This is a genomic window from Cupriavidus sp. 01L415 (assembly GCF_056400065.1).
Genome location: NZ_JBFTSP010000002.1, coordinates 207,884 through 226,399 on the forward strand (window position 1 = coordinate 207,884; position 18,516 = coordinate 226,399).

Sequence of the window (18,516 nt, forward strand, 5' to 3'; positions counted from 1 at the left end):
TAGGCCGAGAGCCTGGCTTGCGTGGTTGTCAATAGTCGGGCTATACTCGCAGGCTATCCAACCTTGCCACACCGGACTGTGACGCCCGGGTGGCTCATCCCAAAAGGAGCGTCAATGCGTCATTACGAAATCGTATTCATCGTCCATCCGGACCAGAGCGAACAAGTGCCGGCGATGATCGAGCGTTACAAGCAGCTCGTCACGTCGCAAAACGGCCAGGTTCACCGCGTGGAAGACTGGGGCCGCCGTCAGATGGCCTACATGATCCAGAAGCTGGCCAAGGCTCACTACGTTTGCCTGAACATCGAATGCGGCAAGGAAACCCTGGCTGAACTCGAGCACGCCTTCAAGTTCAACGATGCCGTGCTGCGTCACCTGATCGTTCAGACCAAGAAGGCTGAAACCGCTCCTTCGCCGATGATGAAGGAAGTGCAGCGCGAAGAAGCCCGCAAGGCCGCGCAAACGACCACGGAAGGCCAGGCCGCCTGAGTGCGGACTGCGGTGCAGGTCGTGGCAGGTAACCCTGATCACGGCAGGCAAGACAGCGAACAGGCAAGCGAGATCCAGGGAAATTCGCGGTGAACCAGCTCCGGCTAGCCGCCACCCTCGTCGAACGCGATGCGCTGCGCTACACCCCGGCCGGCGTGCCCGTCGTCAACTGCATCTTGCAGCATGCCGGCGAGACGCTGGAGGCGGAAACGCCCCGGCAGGTGGAATTTGCCATTGCGGCCATGGGGATCGGCCCCGTCGGTCAGCGGCTTGAGCGGTTACCGCTCGGCACGTTGCTCGACTGCGAAGGATTCCTGGCCCGCAAGCACCGCAACAGCAAGACTCTGGTCTTTCACATCACTGGATGTAAAGCATTCGTAAAGGATTGAATCATGGCATTCGTCAAACGTGACAACAAGAACAAGAAGCGCTTCCAGCAACAGAATCCGCTGTTCAAGCGCAAGCGCTTCTGCCGCTTCACCGTGGCTGGTGTGGAACAGATCGACTACAAGGATCTGGACACCCTGAAGGACTTCATCGGCGACAACGGCAAGATCACGCCGGCCCGCCTGACCGGTACCAAGGCTCACTATCAGCGTCAGCTGGATACGGCTATCAAGCGCGCCCGCTTCCTGGCGCTGATGCCGTACACCGACCTGCACAAGAACTGATAGTCCCAGGACCGCAAGGAGAAATACACGATGCAAGTCATTCTGCTGGAAAAAGTCATCAACCTGGGTAGCCTGGGTGACATCGTTCGCGTGAAGGACGGTTACGCACGTAACTTCCTGATCCCGACCAAGAAGGCCCGCCGCGCCACCCAAACCGCGATCGCCGAATTCGAAGTGAAGCGCGCCGAGCTGGAAAAGGCCGCCGCCGAGAAGCTGGCCGCCGCGCAAGGCGAAGGCGAGAAGCTGAACGGCCTGACCGTCCAGATCACCCAGAAGTCGGGTGTGGACGGTCGTCTGTTCGGTTCGGTGACCAATGCCGACATCGCCGAAGCCCTGGGCACCCAAGGCTTCAAGGTGGAAAAGGCGCAAGTGCGTCTGCCGAACGGCCCGCTGAAGGTCGTTGGCGACCACCCGGTCAGCGTCGCGCTGCACACCGACGTGGTGGTGGACGTGACCGTGTCCGTCCTGGGCGAGCACGTCTAAGTCGTACGCCGCATCGATACGCCGATCTCCGGGTCGGCGGCATTCGACGCACAGAAAGGCAGGAGCTGCGCTCCTGCCTTTTTTGTTTGCGCGGCGTCCACCGCCGCTATAATTCCCCCCCATGAACGCGCCTGCCGCCGATCCCCAACTAGACAGTCTCAAGGTTCCCCCGCACTCCATCGAGGCCGAGCAATCGGTACTCGGTGGCCTGCTGCTGGACAATGCCGCCTGGGACCGTATTGCCGACTTCCTCTCCGAAGCGGACTTCTACCGCTTTGATCACAGGTTGATCTTCCAGAGTATCGCCCGCCTGATCTCCGCCACCAAACCGGCGGACGTGATCACGGTCTACGAGATGCTGCAGGTCGCCGGCAAGGCCGAGGAGGTGGGCGGCCTGGCGTACCTGAATTCGCTGGCGCAGAACACGCCTAGCGCGGCCAATATCCGCCGCTATGCGGAGATCGTGCGTGAGCGCTCGGTACTGCGCAAACTCGTGACCGTGGCGGATGACATCGCCTCGGCAGCGTTTGCGCCCAAGGGCCGCGAGGTCCGCGAGTTGCTCGACGAAGCCGAATCCAAGGTGTTCGCGATTGCCGAAGAGGGTTCGCGCGGCCAGAAGGGTTTCCAGGAAATCCAGCCGCTGCTGACGCAGGTGGTGGAGCGGATCGACGAGCTGTACCACCGCGACAACAGCAGCGACGTGACGGGTGTGCCGACAGGCTTCATTGACCTGGACCGCATGACCAGCGGCATGCAGCCGGGCGACTTGGTCATCGTGGCAGGCCGCCCCTCCATGGGTAAGACGGCGTTCTCGCTAAACATTGGCGAGCACGTGGCGGTGGAGCAGGGCCTGCCCGTAGCGGTGTTCTCCATGGAAATGGCGGGCGTGCAGCTGGCCATGCGTATGCTCGGCTCCGTGGGCCGGCTGGACCAGCATCGGCTGCGGACCGGTCGTCTGCTGGACGAGGATTGGCCGCGCCTGACGCACTCCATCCAGCGCATGAACGATGCCCAGTTATTCATCGACGAGACGCCGGCGCTGAACCCAATGGAGTTGCGTGCGCGTTCGCGCCGCCTTGCGCGGCAATGTGGCCAGCTCGGCCTGATTATCATCGACTACCTGCAGCTGATGTCGGGCTCCGGTGGCGGTGAGAACCGGGCCACCGAAATCTCCGAAATCTCGCGTTCACTGAAGGGCCTGGCCAAGGAACTCAACTGTCCTGTCATCGCGCTGTCGCAGTTGAACCGAAGTCTGGAGCAGCGCCCCAACAAGCGTCCCGTAATGTCCGATTTGCGCGAATCCGGCGCTATCGAACAGGATGCCGACGTGATCCTGTTCATTTACCGGGACGAGGTCTACAACCCTGATTCCCAGGACAAGGGTACGGCGGAAATCATTATCGGCAAGCAGCGTAACGGCCCGATCGGCACCGTTCGCCTGACATTCCTGGGTCAGTTCACGAAGTTTGACAACTTCAGCGGCGGTCCCGCCTTCTTCGACAACGACACCTGAGCCGTACTCGCCCGTGGCCGGTGGCGGCCCGCGCCGGCAAGTGTGGTATCCCGGCAAGTCGCGGGGGTTTGCCACAATTTACGGGGCAGAGCGGGGAACAACCCTGTAAAATATTGCGCTTTGATGACAGCCGCCTGGAGCGGCTGTCATGCAATCTGCACCTGCACCATCCTGCAACACAACCGAGCGCGCGATCCGTGCTCCACAAGGACATTCATGTTCGGCCGATTCATGCCCACCGAGGGCAAGTTCTTCGAATATTTCAACCAGCACGCGGACTGCGCCGTTACCGCCGCCCATGAGCTGGAAGCCCTCGTCAACGACCTGCCCAACGCCGAGGCCCACGCCCGCCGGGTGCAGGCCACGGAAAAGAAGGCCGATCGCATCACGCACGACACGATCGACCTGCTGCACAAGACTTTCATCACGCCCCTGGACCGCGACGAGATCCACAAGCTCATCACGACCATGGATGACATCCTGGACCTGATGGAAGACGTGGCCGAGACGATCTCGCTGTACGACGTGACCAGCCTGACCGATGAGGCCCGCCGCCTGGCCACGATCTGCGTGCAGTGCTGCGACCAGGTCAAGATCGCCGTGGCGCTGCTGGAAGACATGAGCAACGCCAGCACCATCCTGAAGACCGCCCAGCAGATCGACCAGCTCGAGTCCGAGGCCGACCGCGTGATGCGCTCGGCAATGTCCAAGCTGTTCCGCGAGGAAACGGACGTCAAGCGCCTGATCAAGCTGAAGGCGATCTACGAGCAGCTCGAGACCATTACCGACAAGTGCGAGGACGTGGCCAACATCATCGAAGGCATCGTCCTGGAAAACGCCTGAGGCGCGCACTGCATGCAGACCATTCAAATGAGCTTGTGGGTGATCGGCCTGTTGGTCGCGCTCGCGTTGCTGTTCGATTTCATGAACGGCTTCCACGACGCGGCCAATTCGATTGCCACGGTGGTGTCCACGGGCGTGCTCAAGCCGCACCACGCGGTGGCGATGGCCGCCATGTGCAACGTGATCGCCATCTTCATCTTTCACCTGAAAGTGGCCGCCACCGTCGGCACCGGCACCATCGATGTCCATATCGTTGACCACTACGTCATCTTCGGCGCGCTGGTCGGGGCGATTGTCTGGAACGTCATCACCTGGTTCTACGGCATCCCGTCGTCGTCGTCGCACGCACTGATTGGTGGCCTGGTGGGCGCCGCCGTGGCCAAGGCCGGCACCGGTGCACTGGTGGGCAACGGCCTGATCAAGACCGTTGCCTTCATCCTGATCTCGCCGCTGCTGGGTTTCATTCTCGGTTCGCTGATGATGGTGATCGTCGGCTGGACGTTCTTCCGTACGCCGCCGTCGCGCGTGGATCGCTGGTTCCGCCGCCTGCAGCTCGTTTCGGCTTCGCTGTACAGCCTGGGCCACGGCGGCAATGACGCGCAGAAGACCATCGGCATCATCTGGATGCTGCTGATTGCCAGCGGCCACGTGGCGAGCGGCGGAGAGCCGCCGGTGTGGGTGATCGTCAGCTGCTATGTGGCGATCGGCATGGGCACGCTGTTTGGCGGCTGGCGCATCGTGCGGACGATGGGCCAGAAGATCACCAAGCTGAAGCCCGTGGGGGGATTCTGCGCGGAAACGGGGGGCGCGATGACGCTGTTCATTGCGTCGGCATTGGGTGTTCCGGTGTCGACCACGCACACCATTACCGGTGCGATCGTCGGCGTGGGTTCGGCGCAGAAGATGTCGGCCGTGCGCTGGGGCGTGGCGGGCAACATCGTCTGGGCCTGGGTGCTGACGATTCCGGCGTCAGCCTTCATGGCCGCCATCGCATGGTGGATCGGGCGGCAAATCCTCTGATCGGTATCGCAATGCAAAAAAGCCAGGCTTCGTGCCTGGCTTTTTTATTGGTTCGCGAACGCTGCGATCGGGTCGTCGTCGACCGGAGCCGGAGTGACGGGTACCGGCATGACGGGTGCGGGAGGTGGGGCCGGGCTCATCGGCAGGTTGGTCGCTGTCACCACGCGGCGCGCGCCGCTGTAGCGTGTTGCCCAGTAGGACTTGCCCATGTCCTCCAGCCGCACAGTTCCGCCCGTGGCCGGCGCATGGACAAAGCGGTTTTGGCCGACATAGATGCCGACATGCGAATTGGCGCGCCCGGTGGTGTTGAAAAATACTAGATCGCCTGAGGCGACGTCGCTGCGGTCCAGCGCGTTGCCGCGCTGCCCCATCTGCTCGGTAGTGCGCGGCAAATTCACGTTGGCCGCACGCTGCACGACGTAGCGAACCAGGCCGCTGCAATCGAAACCAGAGTCCGGCGTATTGCCGCCGTAGCGATAGGGCGTGCCGACCAGCGACATTGCCTGGATCGAGATCTCTTCCAGCCCGGCACTCGGGTCGATCATTGGCTTGCCCGGGGTACGCGGCAGCGTCGATGTCTGGCGAGCCGGCGGCGAGCCCGCACACGCGGCCAGCAGCAAGGCAGCCGTGCACACGACGATCGACGCAATCGGAGAAAAACGGGAAGACCGCCCGGATGCAGCCTGCGGGCAGTCGTCAGTGTGGCCCGTCAGTGTTGACGGGCAGTGGCAATGGAGCGGGCGCTGCGGCATCCTTCTTGTCGTTCGGGTTGCCGGGCCATGCGTCCGTCCTCATTGGATCGGAACGTTCACCAGCGAAGCTGCGCGTTGCGTGTGCCGGTGTTGATCTTGATGGACTTGGGCTGACCCTTGTAAGTGGCCTCGATATTGTAGCTGCCTTCGGGCGCACGTATAAGGCAGCGAGGGCCGCCTGTCTTGAAACTGGCCACAGTTTGGCCGTCCATGGTCAGTTTTACGTCAACTTCGGACAGGTATTCGCCATTGGCACCCTGCGTAAAGAGTATGCCCATGTTGAAGTTCTTCTCCTGCTCCGCCAGGCTGGCGCGCTCGTCCTCGGCTACACCGCCACAGACATAGCTGACGGGGCCCATGGTACGGATCACCATCTCGTCGGCGGCGCGCGCCGGGCGCCAGGCTGCGGCGATGACCACCGTGGCGCAGATCAGCGTGGCCACGAGCATGCGGCGTCGCCGTGCCGGGCGGGCATTGCGCGAAAACAGGGTCCGACTGCCGGACAGATAATAGTTGAATGGCTGTTGCTTGTTCATCGACGCCTCCGTATCGGCATGAACATCCAGGCATCATAGCCGTACCGCATTGCGTTGGCTGTCAGCAAACGCCTGACGCGCCAGACGGACGGCATGCGGCGAGCGCACGCCCGTTTGCCGGGGTGCGTGCCAGGATAAAAGGGAGACGAAGACCCGCCCCGAAGGGCGGGCGACATCAAAGAACGTCGGCGGCGTGGTCGGCCAGTCGGGAGCGTTCGCCACGGGCCAGCGTGACATGGCCGCTGTGGCTCCAGCCCTTGAACCGGTCCACCACGTAGGTCAGGCCCGACGAGCCCTCGGTCAGGTAAGGCGTGTCGATCTGCGCGATATTGCCCAGGCAGACGATCTTGGTGCCGGGGCCGGCTCGCGTGACCAGCGTTTTCATCTGCTTCGGCGTCAGGTTCTGTGCTTCGTCAATGATCACGAACTTGTTCACGAAGGTTCGTCCGCGCATGAAGTTCATGCTCTTGACCTTGATGCGCGAGCGGATCAGTTCCTGCGTCGCCGCGCGACCCCATTCGCCGGCACTGTCGTCGCTCTTCTGCAGTACCTCGAGGTTATCGTCGAACGCGCCCATCCACGGCTGCATCTTCTCTTCCTCCGTACCGGGCAGGAAGCCGATGTCCTCGCCGACCGGCACCGTGGCGCGGGTGACGATGATCTCGTTGTAGAGCTTCTGGTCCAGCACCTGTTCCAGGCCGGATGCCAGAGCCAGCAGCGTCTTGCCGGTACCCGCCTGGCCGAGCAGGGTGACGAAATCGATGTCCGGGCTCATCAGCAGGTTCAACGCGAAGTTCTGCTCGCGGTTGCGCGCCACCACACTCCACACATTGTTCTTGTTGTGGGTGTAGTCCTTCAGCGTCTGCAGCAGAGCCGTCTTGCCGTTGATCTCCTTGACCTGCGCGTAGAGCGGCAGGCTGCCATCCATCGGCTCCAGGTAGACGAACTGGTTGACCAGGAACGACGGCACCAGCGGGCCAGTCAGGCGATAGAACATCGCGCCGGACTTCGGATCCTGCCAGCTTTCCACGCCCTTGCCGTGCTTGGCCCAGAAGTCGTTGGGCAGCTGCATCACGCCTGCGTAGAGCAGGTCCTTGTCTTCCAGGACCTGGTCGTTGAAATAGTCTTCCGCGGGCAGGCCCAGCGCACGGGCCTTGATGCGCATGTTGATGTCTTTCGACACCAGCACGACCTGGCGCTCCGGGTACTGCTGCTGCAGGGCGCTCACCACGCCCAGGATCTGGTTGTCGGCCTTGCCCTGGGGCAGGCCCTCGGGCAGCTTGATGTCGTTCAGGCGGGTCTGGAAGAACAGCTTGCCCTGTGCGTCGCGGTTACCCAGCTTGGCCAGCGGCAGGCCTTCGTCGAGCACGCCGTCGGTGCCGCCCACCAGGGAATCCAGCGTGCGGCTGACCATGCGGGCATTGCGCGCGACTTCGCTCATGCCCTTCTTGTGGTTGTCCAGTTCCTCGAGCGTCATCATCGGCAGATAGATGTCATGCTCTTCGAAGCGGAACAACGAGCTCGGATCGTGCATCAGCACGTTGGTGTCGAGCACGAACAGCTTGCTCGGGCCTTCGGTCTTGCGGGCACGGCGGGTCGGGCCGGCGGCCGGCCTGACCAGGCTGACGGACGGAGAGGCGGCCGGCGTGGTAGCGGGGGCCGGGGCGTCGGTGGTCTTGGCCCGGGTTGAGCTGCCTGCGCGCGCGCGGGTGGCGGGCGTCTGGGTGTCGCCGGTCTCGAGCAATGCCACACGCTCGAGGACCGGCACAGGTTTCTTACCCTGCGCGGCATTGGCCTTGGGCAGTGTGACCGGGGCGAATTCGCTCGGGTCCAGCAGTTGGGCAGGCTTGGCGGGCATGGTAGGCAGCGGCATGCTTGGCTTTCCTTTCAGTGGGACGAACGGGGGGCGAAAACGTCCGTGCCTCGCTCCGCAACCACGACGGAACGATGGCGACCGGGGCCGACGGGCATGCGCGCGGCGACCGGTGCGGACAAGCTGACAACACGGGTACGACAGGAAGCGGGTGAAGCGGGAGCGCACAAACAAAAAAGCCGCCATGCCTGGTGTACAGGTGTGGCGGCTCTTTCGCAGACCCGGGACGCGGCAGGTCCGCTACCAGCCCGGGGACTGAGGCGCCTGGGCCGGTACGGTGCAGCAGCGTGGCAACTGGGATCTGAACGCATTACGGCCCAATGTATCCGAACGATTTCCGTTTGGCAATTGGTTGCCGGACAGACGATCGAGCCGGTGTTGCGTCTCTGTATCGTCACTGCACCGGCGGCCGGCCGGACTACATCCCCTTGACGATCTCCAGCACCTCGTCGACGTGGTTCGGTACCTTGATGCCGCGCATCTCGTGCCGAAGGATGCCCTTGCTGTCGAGGATGAATGTGCTGCGCTCGATCCCGCGGACCTCCTTGCCATACATCTTTTTCATCTTGATGACATCGAACAGATTGCAGATGGCCTCGTCGCCATCGGAAATCAGTTCGAATGGCAGCTCCAGCTTGGCCTTGAAGTTCTCGTGCGACTTCATGCTGTCACGCGAGATGCCAAACACCGCGGCGCCGGCCTTCTCGAAGGCCGCGTATTCGTCGCGGAAGTTCATGGCCTCGGTGGTGCAGCCCGGCGTATTGTCCTTCGGGTAGAAGTACAGCACCACGGTCTTGCCATGCTGGGTGGCAAGCCGGAAGTCCCCGCCGGTAGCGGGGGCCTGGAAGTCGGGGACGGCCTTGTTGAGACTGACGGTCATGCTGGTGGCTCTCCTGGATGGCGGTGCATCATCGGTGACGGCGGCCCTTTTTGCACTGGGCTTGTGCCATGGCGGGTGCAGATTGGGGCAGTCCGCAGGACTTCAAGCGTGGCGCCGGCTCAACTTGGCAAATTTCCGGACGATATGTTCGGCAGGCGGGGTTCAGCCGGCGGTGGGCTCCACCAGCAGCACCGCGGCCACCTTGCGGCCTTCGGCCATCAGGATATTGTAGGTGCGGCATGCGGCCTGCAAGTCCATGGCGTCCACGCCGATGTGACGGCGGGAGAGCGCGGCGGTCAGGCGGGGGTGCGGGAAGCGCAGGCGGTCGCCGGTGCCCAGCAGCACGACTTCGGGGCCTTTTTCCAGCAGCGCCTCGAAGTGGGCCGGTTCCAGGTCTTCAAAGCGGCTGACGGGCCACGGCTCGATCTCGCCCTCCGGCATGACCAGGACGGACTGGTCGTGGCGGACCAGGTTGATTTCGATATAGCCCGGACCATAGGAGGTCACGGTATTCAGATTCTGGGGCTTGTCGGCGTGGAGTCTCAAGGGAGGGACCTCTGTGCCGCCGGGCCGGGCGATGCGTGCCATCCCGGCTGCGGGAGGGGCCGCAGCGGGGGCTGGCGACGGGTTGGTGGCAGGATCGTGCGCGCGCCGTCCGAATCGGTCGCTGCAATGCAAGAATCCATGCCGAAGTCTGTCATAATCCGATAAATTATAGCTTTTGCCTCCCTGTCTGCCACGTTCGCGTTGCATTGCAGCGGACGCGCCGCCTGACGCCCAGGACATTCCAGAAGATTCCCAAGACCGCTGCCACGCCAGACTGGCCAGCCTGCCCTGACATTCGCATCGTGAAACCCATCCAGAAATCCAACAAGCTTCAGAACGTTTGCTATGACATCCGCGGCCCGGTGCTGGAAAAGGCCAAGCAGATGGAAGAGGAAGGGCACAAGATCATCAAGCTGAACATCGGCAATCTGGCCGTGTTCGGCTTCGACGCCCCGGAAGAGATCCAGCAGGACATGATGCGCAACCTGCCCAACTCGGCAGGCTACTCGGACTCCAAGGGCATTTTCGCCGCGCGCAAGGCGATCATGCACTACACCCAGGAAAAGAAGATCCAGGGCGTGGGGCTGGATGACATCTACGTCGGCAACGGCGCGTCCGAGCTGATCGTGATGGCGATGAACGCGCTGCTCAACGGTGGCGACGAGGTGCTGGTGCCGGCCCCGGACTATCCGCTGTGGACGGCCGCCGTGAGCCTCTCCGGCGGCACCCCGGTGCACTATGTCTGTGACGAGGCCAACGAATGGATGCCGGACCTCGAAGACATCCGCCGCAAGATCACGCCGAACACCAAGGCCATCGTCATCATCAATCCGAACAACCCCACCGGGGCGCTGTATTCGGATGCGCTGCTGGAAGAGATCGTCGTCATTGCGCGCGAGCACGGCCTGATCATCTTTGCCGACGAGATCTACGACAAGGTGCTGTACGACGGCCACACGCACACGTCGATCGGTTCGCTGTCCACCGACGTGCTGACGGTGACCTTCAACGGACTGTCCAAGAATTACCGCTCGTGCGGCTACCGCGCCGGCTGGATGGTGGTGTCGGGCGACAAGCGTCCGGCGCAGGACTATATCGAGGGCCTGAACATGCTGTCCTCGATGCGCCTGTGCGCCAACGTGCCGGGCCAGTGGGCCATCCAGACCGCGCTGGGCGGCTACCAGAGCATCAACGACCTCGTGGGCGAAGGTGGCCGCCTGCGTCGCCAGCGCGACCTGGCCTACGAGCTGATCACGAAGATCCCCGGCGTCAGCTGCGTCAAGCCCAAGGCGGCGCTGTACCTGTTCCCCAAGCTCGACCTGTCGATGTATCCCATCCAGGACGACCAGGAATTCATCTACGAACTGCTGCAGGAATCGAAGGTGCTGCTGGTGCAGGGCACCGGCTTCAACTGGGGCGCGCCGGACCACTTCCGGATCGTGTTCCTGCCGCACGAGGAAGACCTGCGCGAGGCGATTGGCCGCGTGGGCCGCTTCCTGGAAACCTATCGCAAACGTCACGGCACGGCCTAGGCCGCCGGGGCGCCCCCATTTCCCGCATCAAGCAACCCAGAGTCAGACGTCCATGAATCCCATCAAAGTCGGCCTTCTCGGCATCGGTACCGTCGGTAGCGGCACGTTCAACGTGCTCAAGCGCAATCAGGAAGAAATTCGTCGTCGTGCAGGCCGCGGCATTGAGATTGCGGTGGTCGCCGACCTCAACACCGAGCGCGCCCGCGAGCTGACCGGTGGCACCGTGGATGTGGTCAGCGATGCGAACGAGGTGGTGACGCGTCCGGACATCGACATTGTCGTGGAGCTGATCGGCGGCTACGGCATCGCCCGCGAGCTCGTGCTCAAGGCGATCGAAAACGGCAAGCACGTGGTCACCGCCAACAAGGCGCTGCTGGCCCTGCACGGCAACGAGATCTTCGAAGCCGCGCGCAAGAAGGGCGTGATCGTCGCCTTCGAAGCGGCCGTGGCCGGGGGCATCCCCATCATCAAGGCGCTGCGCGAGGGCCTGACCGCCAACCGCATCCAGTGGATCGCCGGCATCATCAACGGCACGACGAACTTCATCCTGTCGGAGATGCGTGACAAGGGTCTGGATTTCGACACCGTGTTGAAGGAAGCCCAGCAACTGGGCTATGCCGAAGCCGACCCGACGTTTGACATCGAGGGTATCGACGCCGCGCACAAGGTTACGCTGATGAGCGCCATCGCCTTCGGCATGCCGGTGCAGTTCGACCGTGCGCACGTGGAAGGCATCACGCACCTGTCCGCGATCGACATCAAGTATGCCGAGGAACTGGGCTATCGCATCAAGCTGCTGGGCATCACGCGCCGCCGGGAAGAGGGCGTGGAACTGCGCGTGCATCCGACGCTGGTGCCGGCCTCGCGCCTGATCGCCAACGTGGAAGGCGCGATGAACGCCGTGCTCGTGCAGGCCGATGCCGTGGGCGCCACGCTGTACTACGGCAAGGGCGCGGGCGCCGAGCCCACCGCCTCGGCCGTGATCGCCGACCTGGTCGACGTGACCCGCCTGCACACCGCGGACCCGAATCACCGCGTGCCGCACCTGGCGTTCCAGCCGGACGAACTGTCGAGCGTGCCGGTGCTGCCGATCGAGGAAGTCACGAGCTCGTACTACCTGCGCATGCGCGTGTCCGACGAGACCGGCGTGCTTGCCGAGATCACCCGCATCCTGGCCGAAGCCGGCATCAGCATCGACGCGATGCTGCAGAAGGAATCGCGCGAAGGCGAGCCGCAGACCGACATCATCATCCTGACGCACCTGACCCGCGAAAAGCATGTCAACGCCGCCATCCGCAGCATCGAATCGCTGTCGACCGTGTTGTCCGCCGTGACGCGCCTGCGCATGGAAGAACTGAACTAAGACGCCGTATCCATGAAATACCAGTCGACGCGCGGCCATGACGTGCCGCAATCGTTCTCCGAGATCCTGCTGGGCGGCCTAGCGCCGGACGGCGGCCTGTACCTGCCGAAGCAGTACCCGCAAATCACGGCAGAGGAACTGGAGGCCTGGCGCAAGCTGCCGTACGCGGACCTCGCGTTCGAGATCCTGTCTCGCTTCTGCGACGACATTCCCGCCGAGGACCTGCGCGCGCTGACGCGCAAGACCTACACGGCCGATGTGTACTGCAACGCGCGCACGGGCGACAACACCGCCGACATCACGCCGCTGCGCACGCTGGGCGAAGAGGGGGGCACGAAGCTGCAACTGCTGGGCCTGTCCAACGGCCCGACGCTGGCCTTCAAGGACATGGCGATGCAGTTGCTGGGCAACCTGTTCGAGTACGCGTTGAAGCGGGCCGGGCTGAAGCTCAACATCCTGGGTGCCACCTCGGGCGACACCGGCAGCGCCGCCGAATATGCGATGCGCGGCAAGGAAGGCATCCGCGTGTTTATGCTGAGCCCGCATCGCAAGATGAGCGCGTTCCAGACCGCGCAGATGTTCAGCCTGCAGGACCCGAACATCTTCAACATCGCCATCGAAGGCGTATTCGACGACGCGCAGGATATCGTCAAGGCCGTCTCCAACGATCACGCGTTCAAGGCTCGCCAGCGCATCGGCACGGTCAATTCGATCAATTGGGCGCGCGTGGTGGCCCAGGTGGTGTACTACTTCAAGGGCTGGCTGCTGGCGACCGATGGCCCCGGCCAGAAGGTGTCGTTCTGCGTGCCGTCCGGCAACTTCGGCAACGTCTGCGCCGGCCACATCGCGCGCATGATGGGCCTGCCGATCGACAAGCTGGTGGTGGCCACCAACGAGAACGACGTGCTCGACGAGTTCTTCCGCACCGGCACGTACCGCGTGCGCACGTCGGCGCAGACGTACCACACGTCGAGCCCGAGCATGGACATCTCCAAGGCGTCCAACTTCGAGCGCTTCGTGTTCGATCTGCTGGGCCAGGATGCCGGCAAGCTGGCGGCGTTGTTCCGCGACGTGGATGGCCAGGGCGGCTTCGACCTGGCCGGCACGCCGGAATTCGACCGCATCCGCCAGTTCGGCTTTGTCTCCGGCCGCAGCACGCATGACGACCGCCTGGCCACGATCCGCGACGTCAACCAGCGCTATGGCGTGACGATCGACACCCATACCGCCGATGGCGTGAAGGTGGCGCGCGAGCACCTGTCCGCGGGCGTGCCGATGGTCGTGCTGGAAACGGCACTGCCGGCCAAGTTCGCCGACACGATTCGCGAGGCGCTGGGCCACGAGCCCGAGCGTCCGGCCGCGTTCGACGGCATCGAAAAGCTGCCGCAGCGCTTCGAGGTCATGCCGGCCAGTGCCGACACGGTCAAGGCGTACATTGCCCGTCACACGGGCCTGTAATCAGGGGCCTGTCATGCCGGGCACGGTCGCCCGGCGCTTCTGCCCGCCGGTCCGGCGCCAACTCGCTACAATCGGGTTTGCCGGGCCCGCTGCCACGGCCCCCAGGCGTTCCGCCGGGGGCTGTTTTTCATGGGGCCAACCTGTTACCAGCCACGATCACATGACCCAAGCTGCCGCGCCCAACCGTCCCCCGATGCTGACCATGGCCCAGGCCCTCGAGGCCCTGATGGCCGGGGTTCGCCCCATTGCCCAGACCGAGACCGTCGACACGCTGCAAGCCAACGGCCGTGTGCTGGCTGCGCCGGTGACCAGTTCGCTGCGCGTGCCGCCCGCCGACAACACGTCGATGGACGGCTACGTCATGCGCGCCGCCGACGTGCCCGCGCCCGGTACGCGCCTGCCGGTGACGCAGCGGATTCCGGCTGGCCACGTGGGCAGCGCGCTGGCCGCCGGCACTGCCGCACGCATCTTCACGGGCGGGCTGATTCCTCCCGGCGCCGATGCCGTGGTCATGCAGGAGCAGTGCGTGGCGGACGGGGATGCCGTGGTCGTCAACCACGTGCCGGCATCGGGCGAATGGATTCGCCGCGCCGGCGAGGATATCGAGGCCGGCAGCGAGATCCTGCCCGCCGGCACGCGGCTCACGCCGCAGGCGCTGGGGCTGGCGGCATCCGTGGGGCAGGCGAAGCTCGACGTGATCCGCCGGGTGCGGGTGGCTGTGTTCTTTACCGGCGACGAACTCGCCATGCCCGGCGAACCGCTCAAGCCGGGCGCCATCTACAACTCCAACCGTTTCACGTTGCGCGGCCTGCTGGAAAACCTCGGCTGCGAGGTGAGCGACTTCGGCATCGTGCCGGACACCCTGGACGCCACGCGCGACACGCTGCGTCGCGCGGCGGAAGGCAACGACCTCATCATCACGTCAGGCGGCGTGTCGGTGGGCGAGGAAGACCACATCCGCCCGGCGGTCACCGCCGAAGGGCGGCTTGACCTGTGGCAGATCGCGATCAAGCCGGGCAAGCCGCTGGCCTTCGGGCAAGTCGCCAACGGCGCGGCGGCGCCGGCCTTCTTCCTGGGCCTGCCCGGCAATCCGGTGTCCAGTTTCGTGACGTTCCTGCTGTTCGTGCGGCCATTCCTGCTGCGCCTGCAGGGCGTGGCGGACGTCACGCCGCGCCGCCTGCCGCTGCGGGCCGATTTCGACCTGCCGACGGGTGACCGCCGCAACGAATTCCTGCGTGCGCGCATCAACGATGCGGGCGGGCTGGATCTGTTCCCGAACCAGAGCTCCGGCGTGCTGACGTCCACGGTCTGGGGCGACGGGCTGATCGACAATCCTCCGAACCAGGCGATCCGGCGCGGCGACATCGTCCAGTTCATTTCGTTTGACGGCCTGCTGGCCTGAGTGCCGGCGAGGCAGGCGACATCATCATGCAACTCGAACTTCGATATTTCGCAAGCGTACGCGAGCAGGTAGGGCAGGGCGCCGAACGTGCCGAGGTCCCTGCCGACGTCCGTACGGTGGGTGACCTGCGCGGCTGGCTGCGTACCCGTGGCGGCGGCTGGGCCGAGGCGCTGGCCGAGGGCCGCGCGCTGCGCATGGCCGTGGACCACGCCGTGGCCCGTGCCGACACCCCGCTTGCCGATGGCTGCGAGGTGGCGTTCTTCCCGCCCGTGACCGGAGGCTGAGATGGCCGCGCGCGTACAGCACGAGGACTTTGACCTGGGCGCGGAAGTGGCCGCGCTGCGCGCCAGCAATCCCGCCGTGGGCGCGGTCGCCAGCTTTGTCGGCACGGTGCGCGATGTCAGCGGCGGCAGCAGCGTCAGCACGATGGAGCTGGAGCACTATCCCGGCATGACCGAAAAGGCGCTCGCCCGGATCGAGGCCGCCGCGCGCGAGCGCTGGCCGCTGCTCGGCGTGACGATTGTGCACCGCGTCGGCCTGCTGCAGCCGCTGGACCAGATCGTGCTGGTGGTGGTGTCATCCGCCCATCGCGGTGACGCCTTTGCCGCTTGCGAATTCATCATGGACTACCTGAAGTCCGAGGCCCCGTTCTGGAAGAAGGAGGCCACGCCCGAGGGCGCCCGCTGGGTCGATGCGCGCGTCTCGGACGATGCGGCGCTGCGGCGCTGGGGCATCGAATCATTTAACGCAGACGAAAAATAACAACAAGGACGACTGAATGGGTCCGCTGGGCTTTGTCGCGGTCGGCGTGGGCGCCGCCGTGGGCGCGTGGCTGCGCTGGGGATTTTCGGTGCTCTGGAATGCCGCCAATCCGGCGCTGCCCTACGGCACGCTGGCATCCAACCTGGTCGGGGGCTACCTGATTGGCCTCGCGGTGGCCTTCTTCGACACGCACGCCGCGCTGCCACAGGAGTGGCGGTTGCTGGCCGTGACTGGCTTCCTGGGCGGTCTGACCACGTTTTCGACCTTCTCGAGCGAGGTCATCGGCAACCTGCTGGCCGGCGACTACCGCTGGGCGGTGGCCCACATAGCGCTGCACCTGGGCGGGTCGCTGGTGCTCACCGCCCTCGGCATCTGGACATACCGGGTCCTCTCCTGATCCTCATCGCACGCGCGAGGTACGGGTAAGTCACCAATTGACAGCGCCGTCCGGCCCTTTATAGGATGAAACATGAATCACTTGTCATGTTTCTAGAAAGGGCCCCGAGCCGATGCCCCCGTCCGGAACTGCGATTGCCAGCCTGACCCCGCCCAAGACTGCCCGCGGCCAGAAGACCCGGGAGGCGCTGCTGCGCGCCGCCGAGAAGGTCTTCGGCGAAAAGGGCTATCACGCCGCCTCGATCTCCGAGATCACGCAGGAGGCGCAGGTGGCCATGGGCACCTTCTACCTGTATTTCAAGGACAAGGAAGAACTGTTCCGCGCGCTGGTCCAGCACATGCTGGAACTGGTGCGCGCGCACGTGCGCAAGCACGTGGCGCCGGCCGCCACCCAGATCGAGGCCGAGCGCCTGGGCCTGCGGGCGTTCCTGACCTTCGTGGCGCGGCACAAGAACCTGTACCGGATCGTGCTCGATTCGTACTCCGTGGATGAATCGCTCTATATCGGCTACTTCCAGGTATTTGCCGATCTCTACAGCCGCCGCCTGACCAAGGCGGAGGAGGCCGGGGAGATCGTACCGGGCGATGCCGAGGTGCGCGCCTGGTGCCTGATCGGCATCAGCAATTTCCTGGGCATGCGGTACGCGTTGTGGAAGCGGCCGGCGTCGATGGAAAAAGTGGTGGATTCGGCGTTCGACCTGATCACACACGGGTTGGCGGGGCGGTAGCCAGCGCCGCAACCCCGTCCTCCGGACCCCCATACAAAAGCAAAACAACATAAAGAGAGGAGACACCCGATGACATTCACGCAAAGCGCCTGCGCGATCGGCCTGGCGGTGGCCGCCGCATCGGCAGCCACCGGCGCACTGGCCAAGGACATCCGCATCGCCCACGTCTACGACAAGACCGGCGCGCTGGAAGCCTATGCCAAGCAGACGCAGATCGGGCTGCTGATGGGGCTGGACTACGCCACCAATGGCACGATGACCGTCAACGGCAACAAGCTCGTGGTGATCGAAAAGGACACGCAGGGCAAGCCGGATGTGGCCAAGGCCCAGCTGGCGGCGGCCTATAGCGACGACCGCGCCGATATCGCGGTTGGCCCGACGTCCTCAGGCACCGCGCTGGCGATGCTGCCGGTTGCCGAGGAATACAAGAAGGTGCTGCTGGTGGAACCCGCCGTGGCCGATTCCATCACCGGCGACAAATGGAACCGCTACATCTTCCGCACCGGCCGCAATTCGTCGCAGGACGCCATCGCCAATGCGGTGGCGCTGGACAAGCCCGGCGTGACGATCGCCACGCTGGCACAGGACTACGCGTTCGGGCGCGATGGCGTCAAGGCGTTCAAGGGCGCGCTGAAGAACGCGAAGATCGTCCACGAGGAATACCTGCCGACCAACACCACGGACTTCACTGCGGGGGCGCAGCGACTGTTCGATGCGCTCAAGGACAAGCCGGGGCGCAAGGTGATCTTCATCATCTGGGCCGGGGCGGGCAACCCGTTCAAGATTGCCGATCTGGATCCGAAGCGCTACGGCATCGAGATCGCCACCGGGGGGAACATCCTGCCGGCCATGGCCAGCTACAAGAATTTCCCGGGCATGGAGGGCGCCACGTACTACTACTTCGGCATTCCGAAGAACAAGGCCAATGAGTGGCTGGTGGCCAACCACTACAGCAAGTACAAGGCGCCGCCGGACTTCTTTACCGCCGGTGGCATGGCGTCCGGCATCGCGGTGGTGGAGGCGCTGAAGAAGACCAGCGGCGACACCGGCTCCGACAAGCTGATCGCCGCGATGGAAGGCATGTCGTTCGATACGCCCAAGGGCAAGATGACCTTCCGCAAGGAAGACCACCAGGCCCTGCAGTCGATGTATCACTTCAAGATCAAGGTCGATCCGGCCTTTGCATGGGGCGTGCCCGAGCTGGTCCGCGAGATCAAGCCGGAGGAAATGAACGTGCCGATCCGCAACAAGCGCTGACAGGAGTGCCGC

21 protein-coding genes are annotated in these 18,516 nt (G+C 64.2%); 16 read left to right on the forward strand and 5 right to left on the reverse strand.

The genetic code is table 11. The features are described 5' to 3' along the window. The first annotated feature begins 114 nt into the window (after positions 1-114). The 7 genes from rpsF to AC1DOX_RS06260 all read left to right on the forward strand — a co-directional run bounded on the left by rpsF (position 115) and on the right by AC1DOX_RS06260 (position 5,019). Positions 115-489, forward strand: coding sequence for a 30S ribosomal protein S6 (gene rpsF / locus AC1DOX_RS06230; protein ID WP_019448365.1), 375 nt, complete (start codon positions 115-117; stop codon positions 487-489). 89 nt (positions 490-578) lie between these two features. After that, positions 579-878, forward strand: a complete 300-nt coding sequence (gene priB, locus AC1DOX_RS06235; RefSeq protein ID WP_092134158.1) for a primosomal replication protein N — start codon at positions 579-581, stop codon at positions 876-878. A gap of 3 nt (positions 879-881) precedes the next feature. Beyond that, entirely contained in the window at positions 882-1,160 is a 279-nt protein-coding gene (rpsR, locus tag AC1DOX_RS06240) for a 30S ribosomal protein S18 (protein ID WP_006163606.1), read from the forward strand. A gap of 30 nt (positions 1,161-1,190) precedes the next feature. After that, complete coding sequence (rplI, locus tag AC1DOX_RS06245; protein ID WP_092134157.1) at positions 1,191-1,643, forward strand: 50S ribosomal protein L9; 453 nt, start codon at positions 1,191-1,193, stop codon at positions 1,641-1,643. A gap of 121 nt (positions 1,644-1,764) precedes the next feature. Then, a complete protein-coding gene (locus tag AC1DOX_RS06250) occupies positions 1,765-3,156 on the forward strand; it encodes a replicative DNA helicase (RefSeq protein WP_092134155.1) in 1,392 nt (463 codons plus the stop codon). 216 nt (positions 3,157-3,372) lie between these two features. Further along, positions 3,373-3,999: a DUF47 domain-containing protein gene (locus tag AC1DOX_RS06255; protein WP_092134153.1), complete on the forward strand. Its 627-nt coding sequence runs from the start codon at positions 3,373-3,375 to the stop codon at positions 3,997-3,999. Between the two features lie 12 nt (positions 4,000-4,011). After that, positions 4,012-5,019: an inorganic phosphate transporter gene (locus AC1DOX_RS06260; RefSeq protein WP_441615014.1), complete on the forward strand. Its 1,008-nt coding sequence runs from the start codon at positions 4,012-4,014 to the stop codon at positions 5,017-5,019. A 44-nt stretch (positions 5,020-5,063) separates the two neighbouring features. On the opposite strand, the gene AC1DOX_RS06265 is transcribed toward AC1DOX_RS06260, so the two are convergent. From AC1DOX_RS06265 to AC1DOX_RS06285, 5 genes are all read right to left on the reverse strand, one after another. Next, on the reverse strand, positions 5,064-5,771 hold the full coding sequence (locus AC1DOX_RS06265) for a C40 family peptidase (RefSeq protein ID WP_441615012.1): 708 nt from the start codon (positions 5,769-5,771) through the stop codon (positions 5,064-5,066). A gap of 56 nt (positions 5,772-5,827) precedes the next feature. Beyond that, complete coding sequence (locus tag AC1DOX_RS06270) at positions 5,828-6,307, reverse strand: hypothetical protein (protein ID WP_441615010.1); 480 nt, start codon at positions 6,305-6,307, stop codon at positions 5,828-5,830. A 175-nt stretch (positions 6,308-6,482) separates the two neighbouring features. Beyond that, the gene (locus AC1DOX_RS06275; RefSeq protein WP_441615008.1) at positions 6,483-8,180 is read right to left on the reverse strand and encodes a PhoH family protein; all 1,698 of its coding nucleotides are present in this window, start codon (positions 8,178-8,180) and stop codon (positions 6,483-6,485) included. Between the two features lie 418 nt (positions 8,181-8,598). Beyond that, entirely contained in the window at positions 8,599-9,060 is a 462-nt protein-coding gene (locus tag AC1DOX_RS06280; RefSeq protein ID WP_092134145.1) for a peroxiredoxin, read from the reverse strand. A gap of 162 nt (positions 9,061-9,222) precedes the next feature. Further along, positions 9,223-9,606, reverse strand: a complete 384-nt coding sequence (locus AC1DOX_RS06285) for an Mth938-like domain-containing protein (RefSeq protein WP_441615005.1) — start codon at positions 9,604-9,606, stop codon at positions 9,223-9,225. Between the two features lie 302 nt (positions 9,607-9,908). Here AC1DOX_RS06285 and AC1DOX_RS06290 point away from each other — a divergent pair, with 302 nt between their 5' ends. The 9 genes from AC1DOX_RS06290 (at position 9,909) to AC1DOX_RS06330 (ending at position 18,504) form a co-directional block, all read left to right on the forward strand. After that, positions 9,909-11,138, forward strand: coding sequence for a pyridoxal phosphate-dependent aminotransferase (locus tag AC1DOX_RS06290; RefSeq protein ID WP_441615003.1), 1,230 nt, complete (start codon positions 9,909-9,911; stop codon positions 11,136-11,138). Positions 11,139-11,190: 52 nt separating this feature from the next. Beyond that, complete coding sequence (locus AC1DOX_RS06295; RefSeq protein ID WP_441615001.1) at positions 11,191-12,501, forward strand: homoserine dehydrogenase; 1,311 nt, start codon at positions 11,191-11,193, stop codon at positions 12,499-12,501. 12 nt (positions 12,502-12,513) lie between these two features. Beyond that, entirely contained in the window at positions 12,514-13,959 is a 1,446-nt protein-coding gene (gene thrC, locus AC1DOX_RS06300) for a threonine synthase (RefSeq protein WP_441614999.1), read from the forward strand. 160 nt (positions 13,960-14,119) lie between these two features. After that, positions 14,120-15,361: a molybdopterin molybdotransferase MoeA gene (locus tag AC1DOX_RS06305; protein ID WP_441614997.1), complete on the forward strand. Its 1,242-nt coding sequence runs from the start codon at positions 14,120-14,122 to the stop codon at positions 15,359-15,361. A gap of 26 nt (positions 15,362-15,387) precedes the next feature. Next, the gene (gene moaD / locus AC1DOX_RS06310; RefSeq protein WP_441614995.1) at positions 15,388-15,645 is read left to right on the forward strand and encodes a molybdopterin converting factor subunit 1; all 258 of its coding nucleotides are present in this window, start codon (positions 15,388-15,390) and stop codon (positions 15,643-15,645) included. Between the two features lies 1 nt (position 15,646). Beyond that, positions 15,647-16,123: a molybdopterin synthase catalytic subunit MoaE gene (gene moaE / locus AC1DOX_RS06315; protein WP_441614993.1), complete on the forward strand. Its 477-nt coding sequence runs from the start codon at positions 15,647-15,649 to the stop codon at positions 16,121-16,123. A 16-nt stretch (positions 16,124-16,139) separates the two neighbouring features. Then, positions 16,140-16,520, forward strand: coding sequence for a fluoride efflux transporter CrcB (crcB, locus tag AC1DOX_RS06320; protein ID WP_441614991.1), 381 nt, complete (start codon positions 16,140-16,142; stop codon positions 16,518-16,520). A 112-nt stretch (positions 16,521-16,632) separates the two neighbouring features. Then, positions 16,633-17,247 carry a TetR/AcrR family transcriptional regulator gene (locus tag AC1DOX_RS06325; RefSeq protein ID WP_441614989.1) on the forward strand — a complete coding sequence of 205 codons (615 nt, stop codon included), beginning with the start codon at positions 16,633-16,635 and terminating at the stop codon, positions 17,245-17,247. A gap of 69 nt (positions 17,248-17,316) precedes the next feature. Next, entirely contained in the window at positions 17,317-18,504 is a 1,188-nt protein-coding gene (locus tag AC1DOX_RS06330) for a substrate-binding domain-containing protein (protein WP_441614987.1), read from the forward strand. Positions 18,505-18,516: the final 12 nt, after the last annotated feature.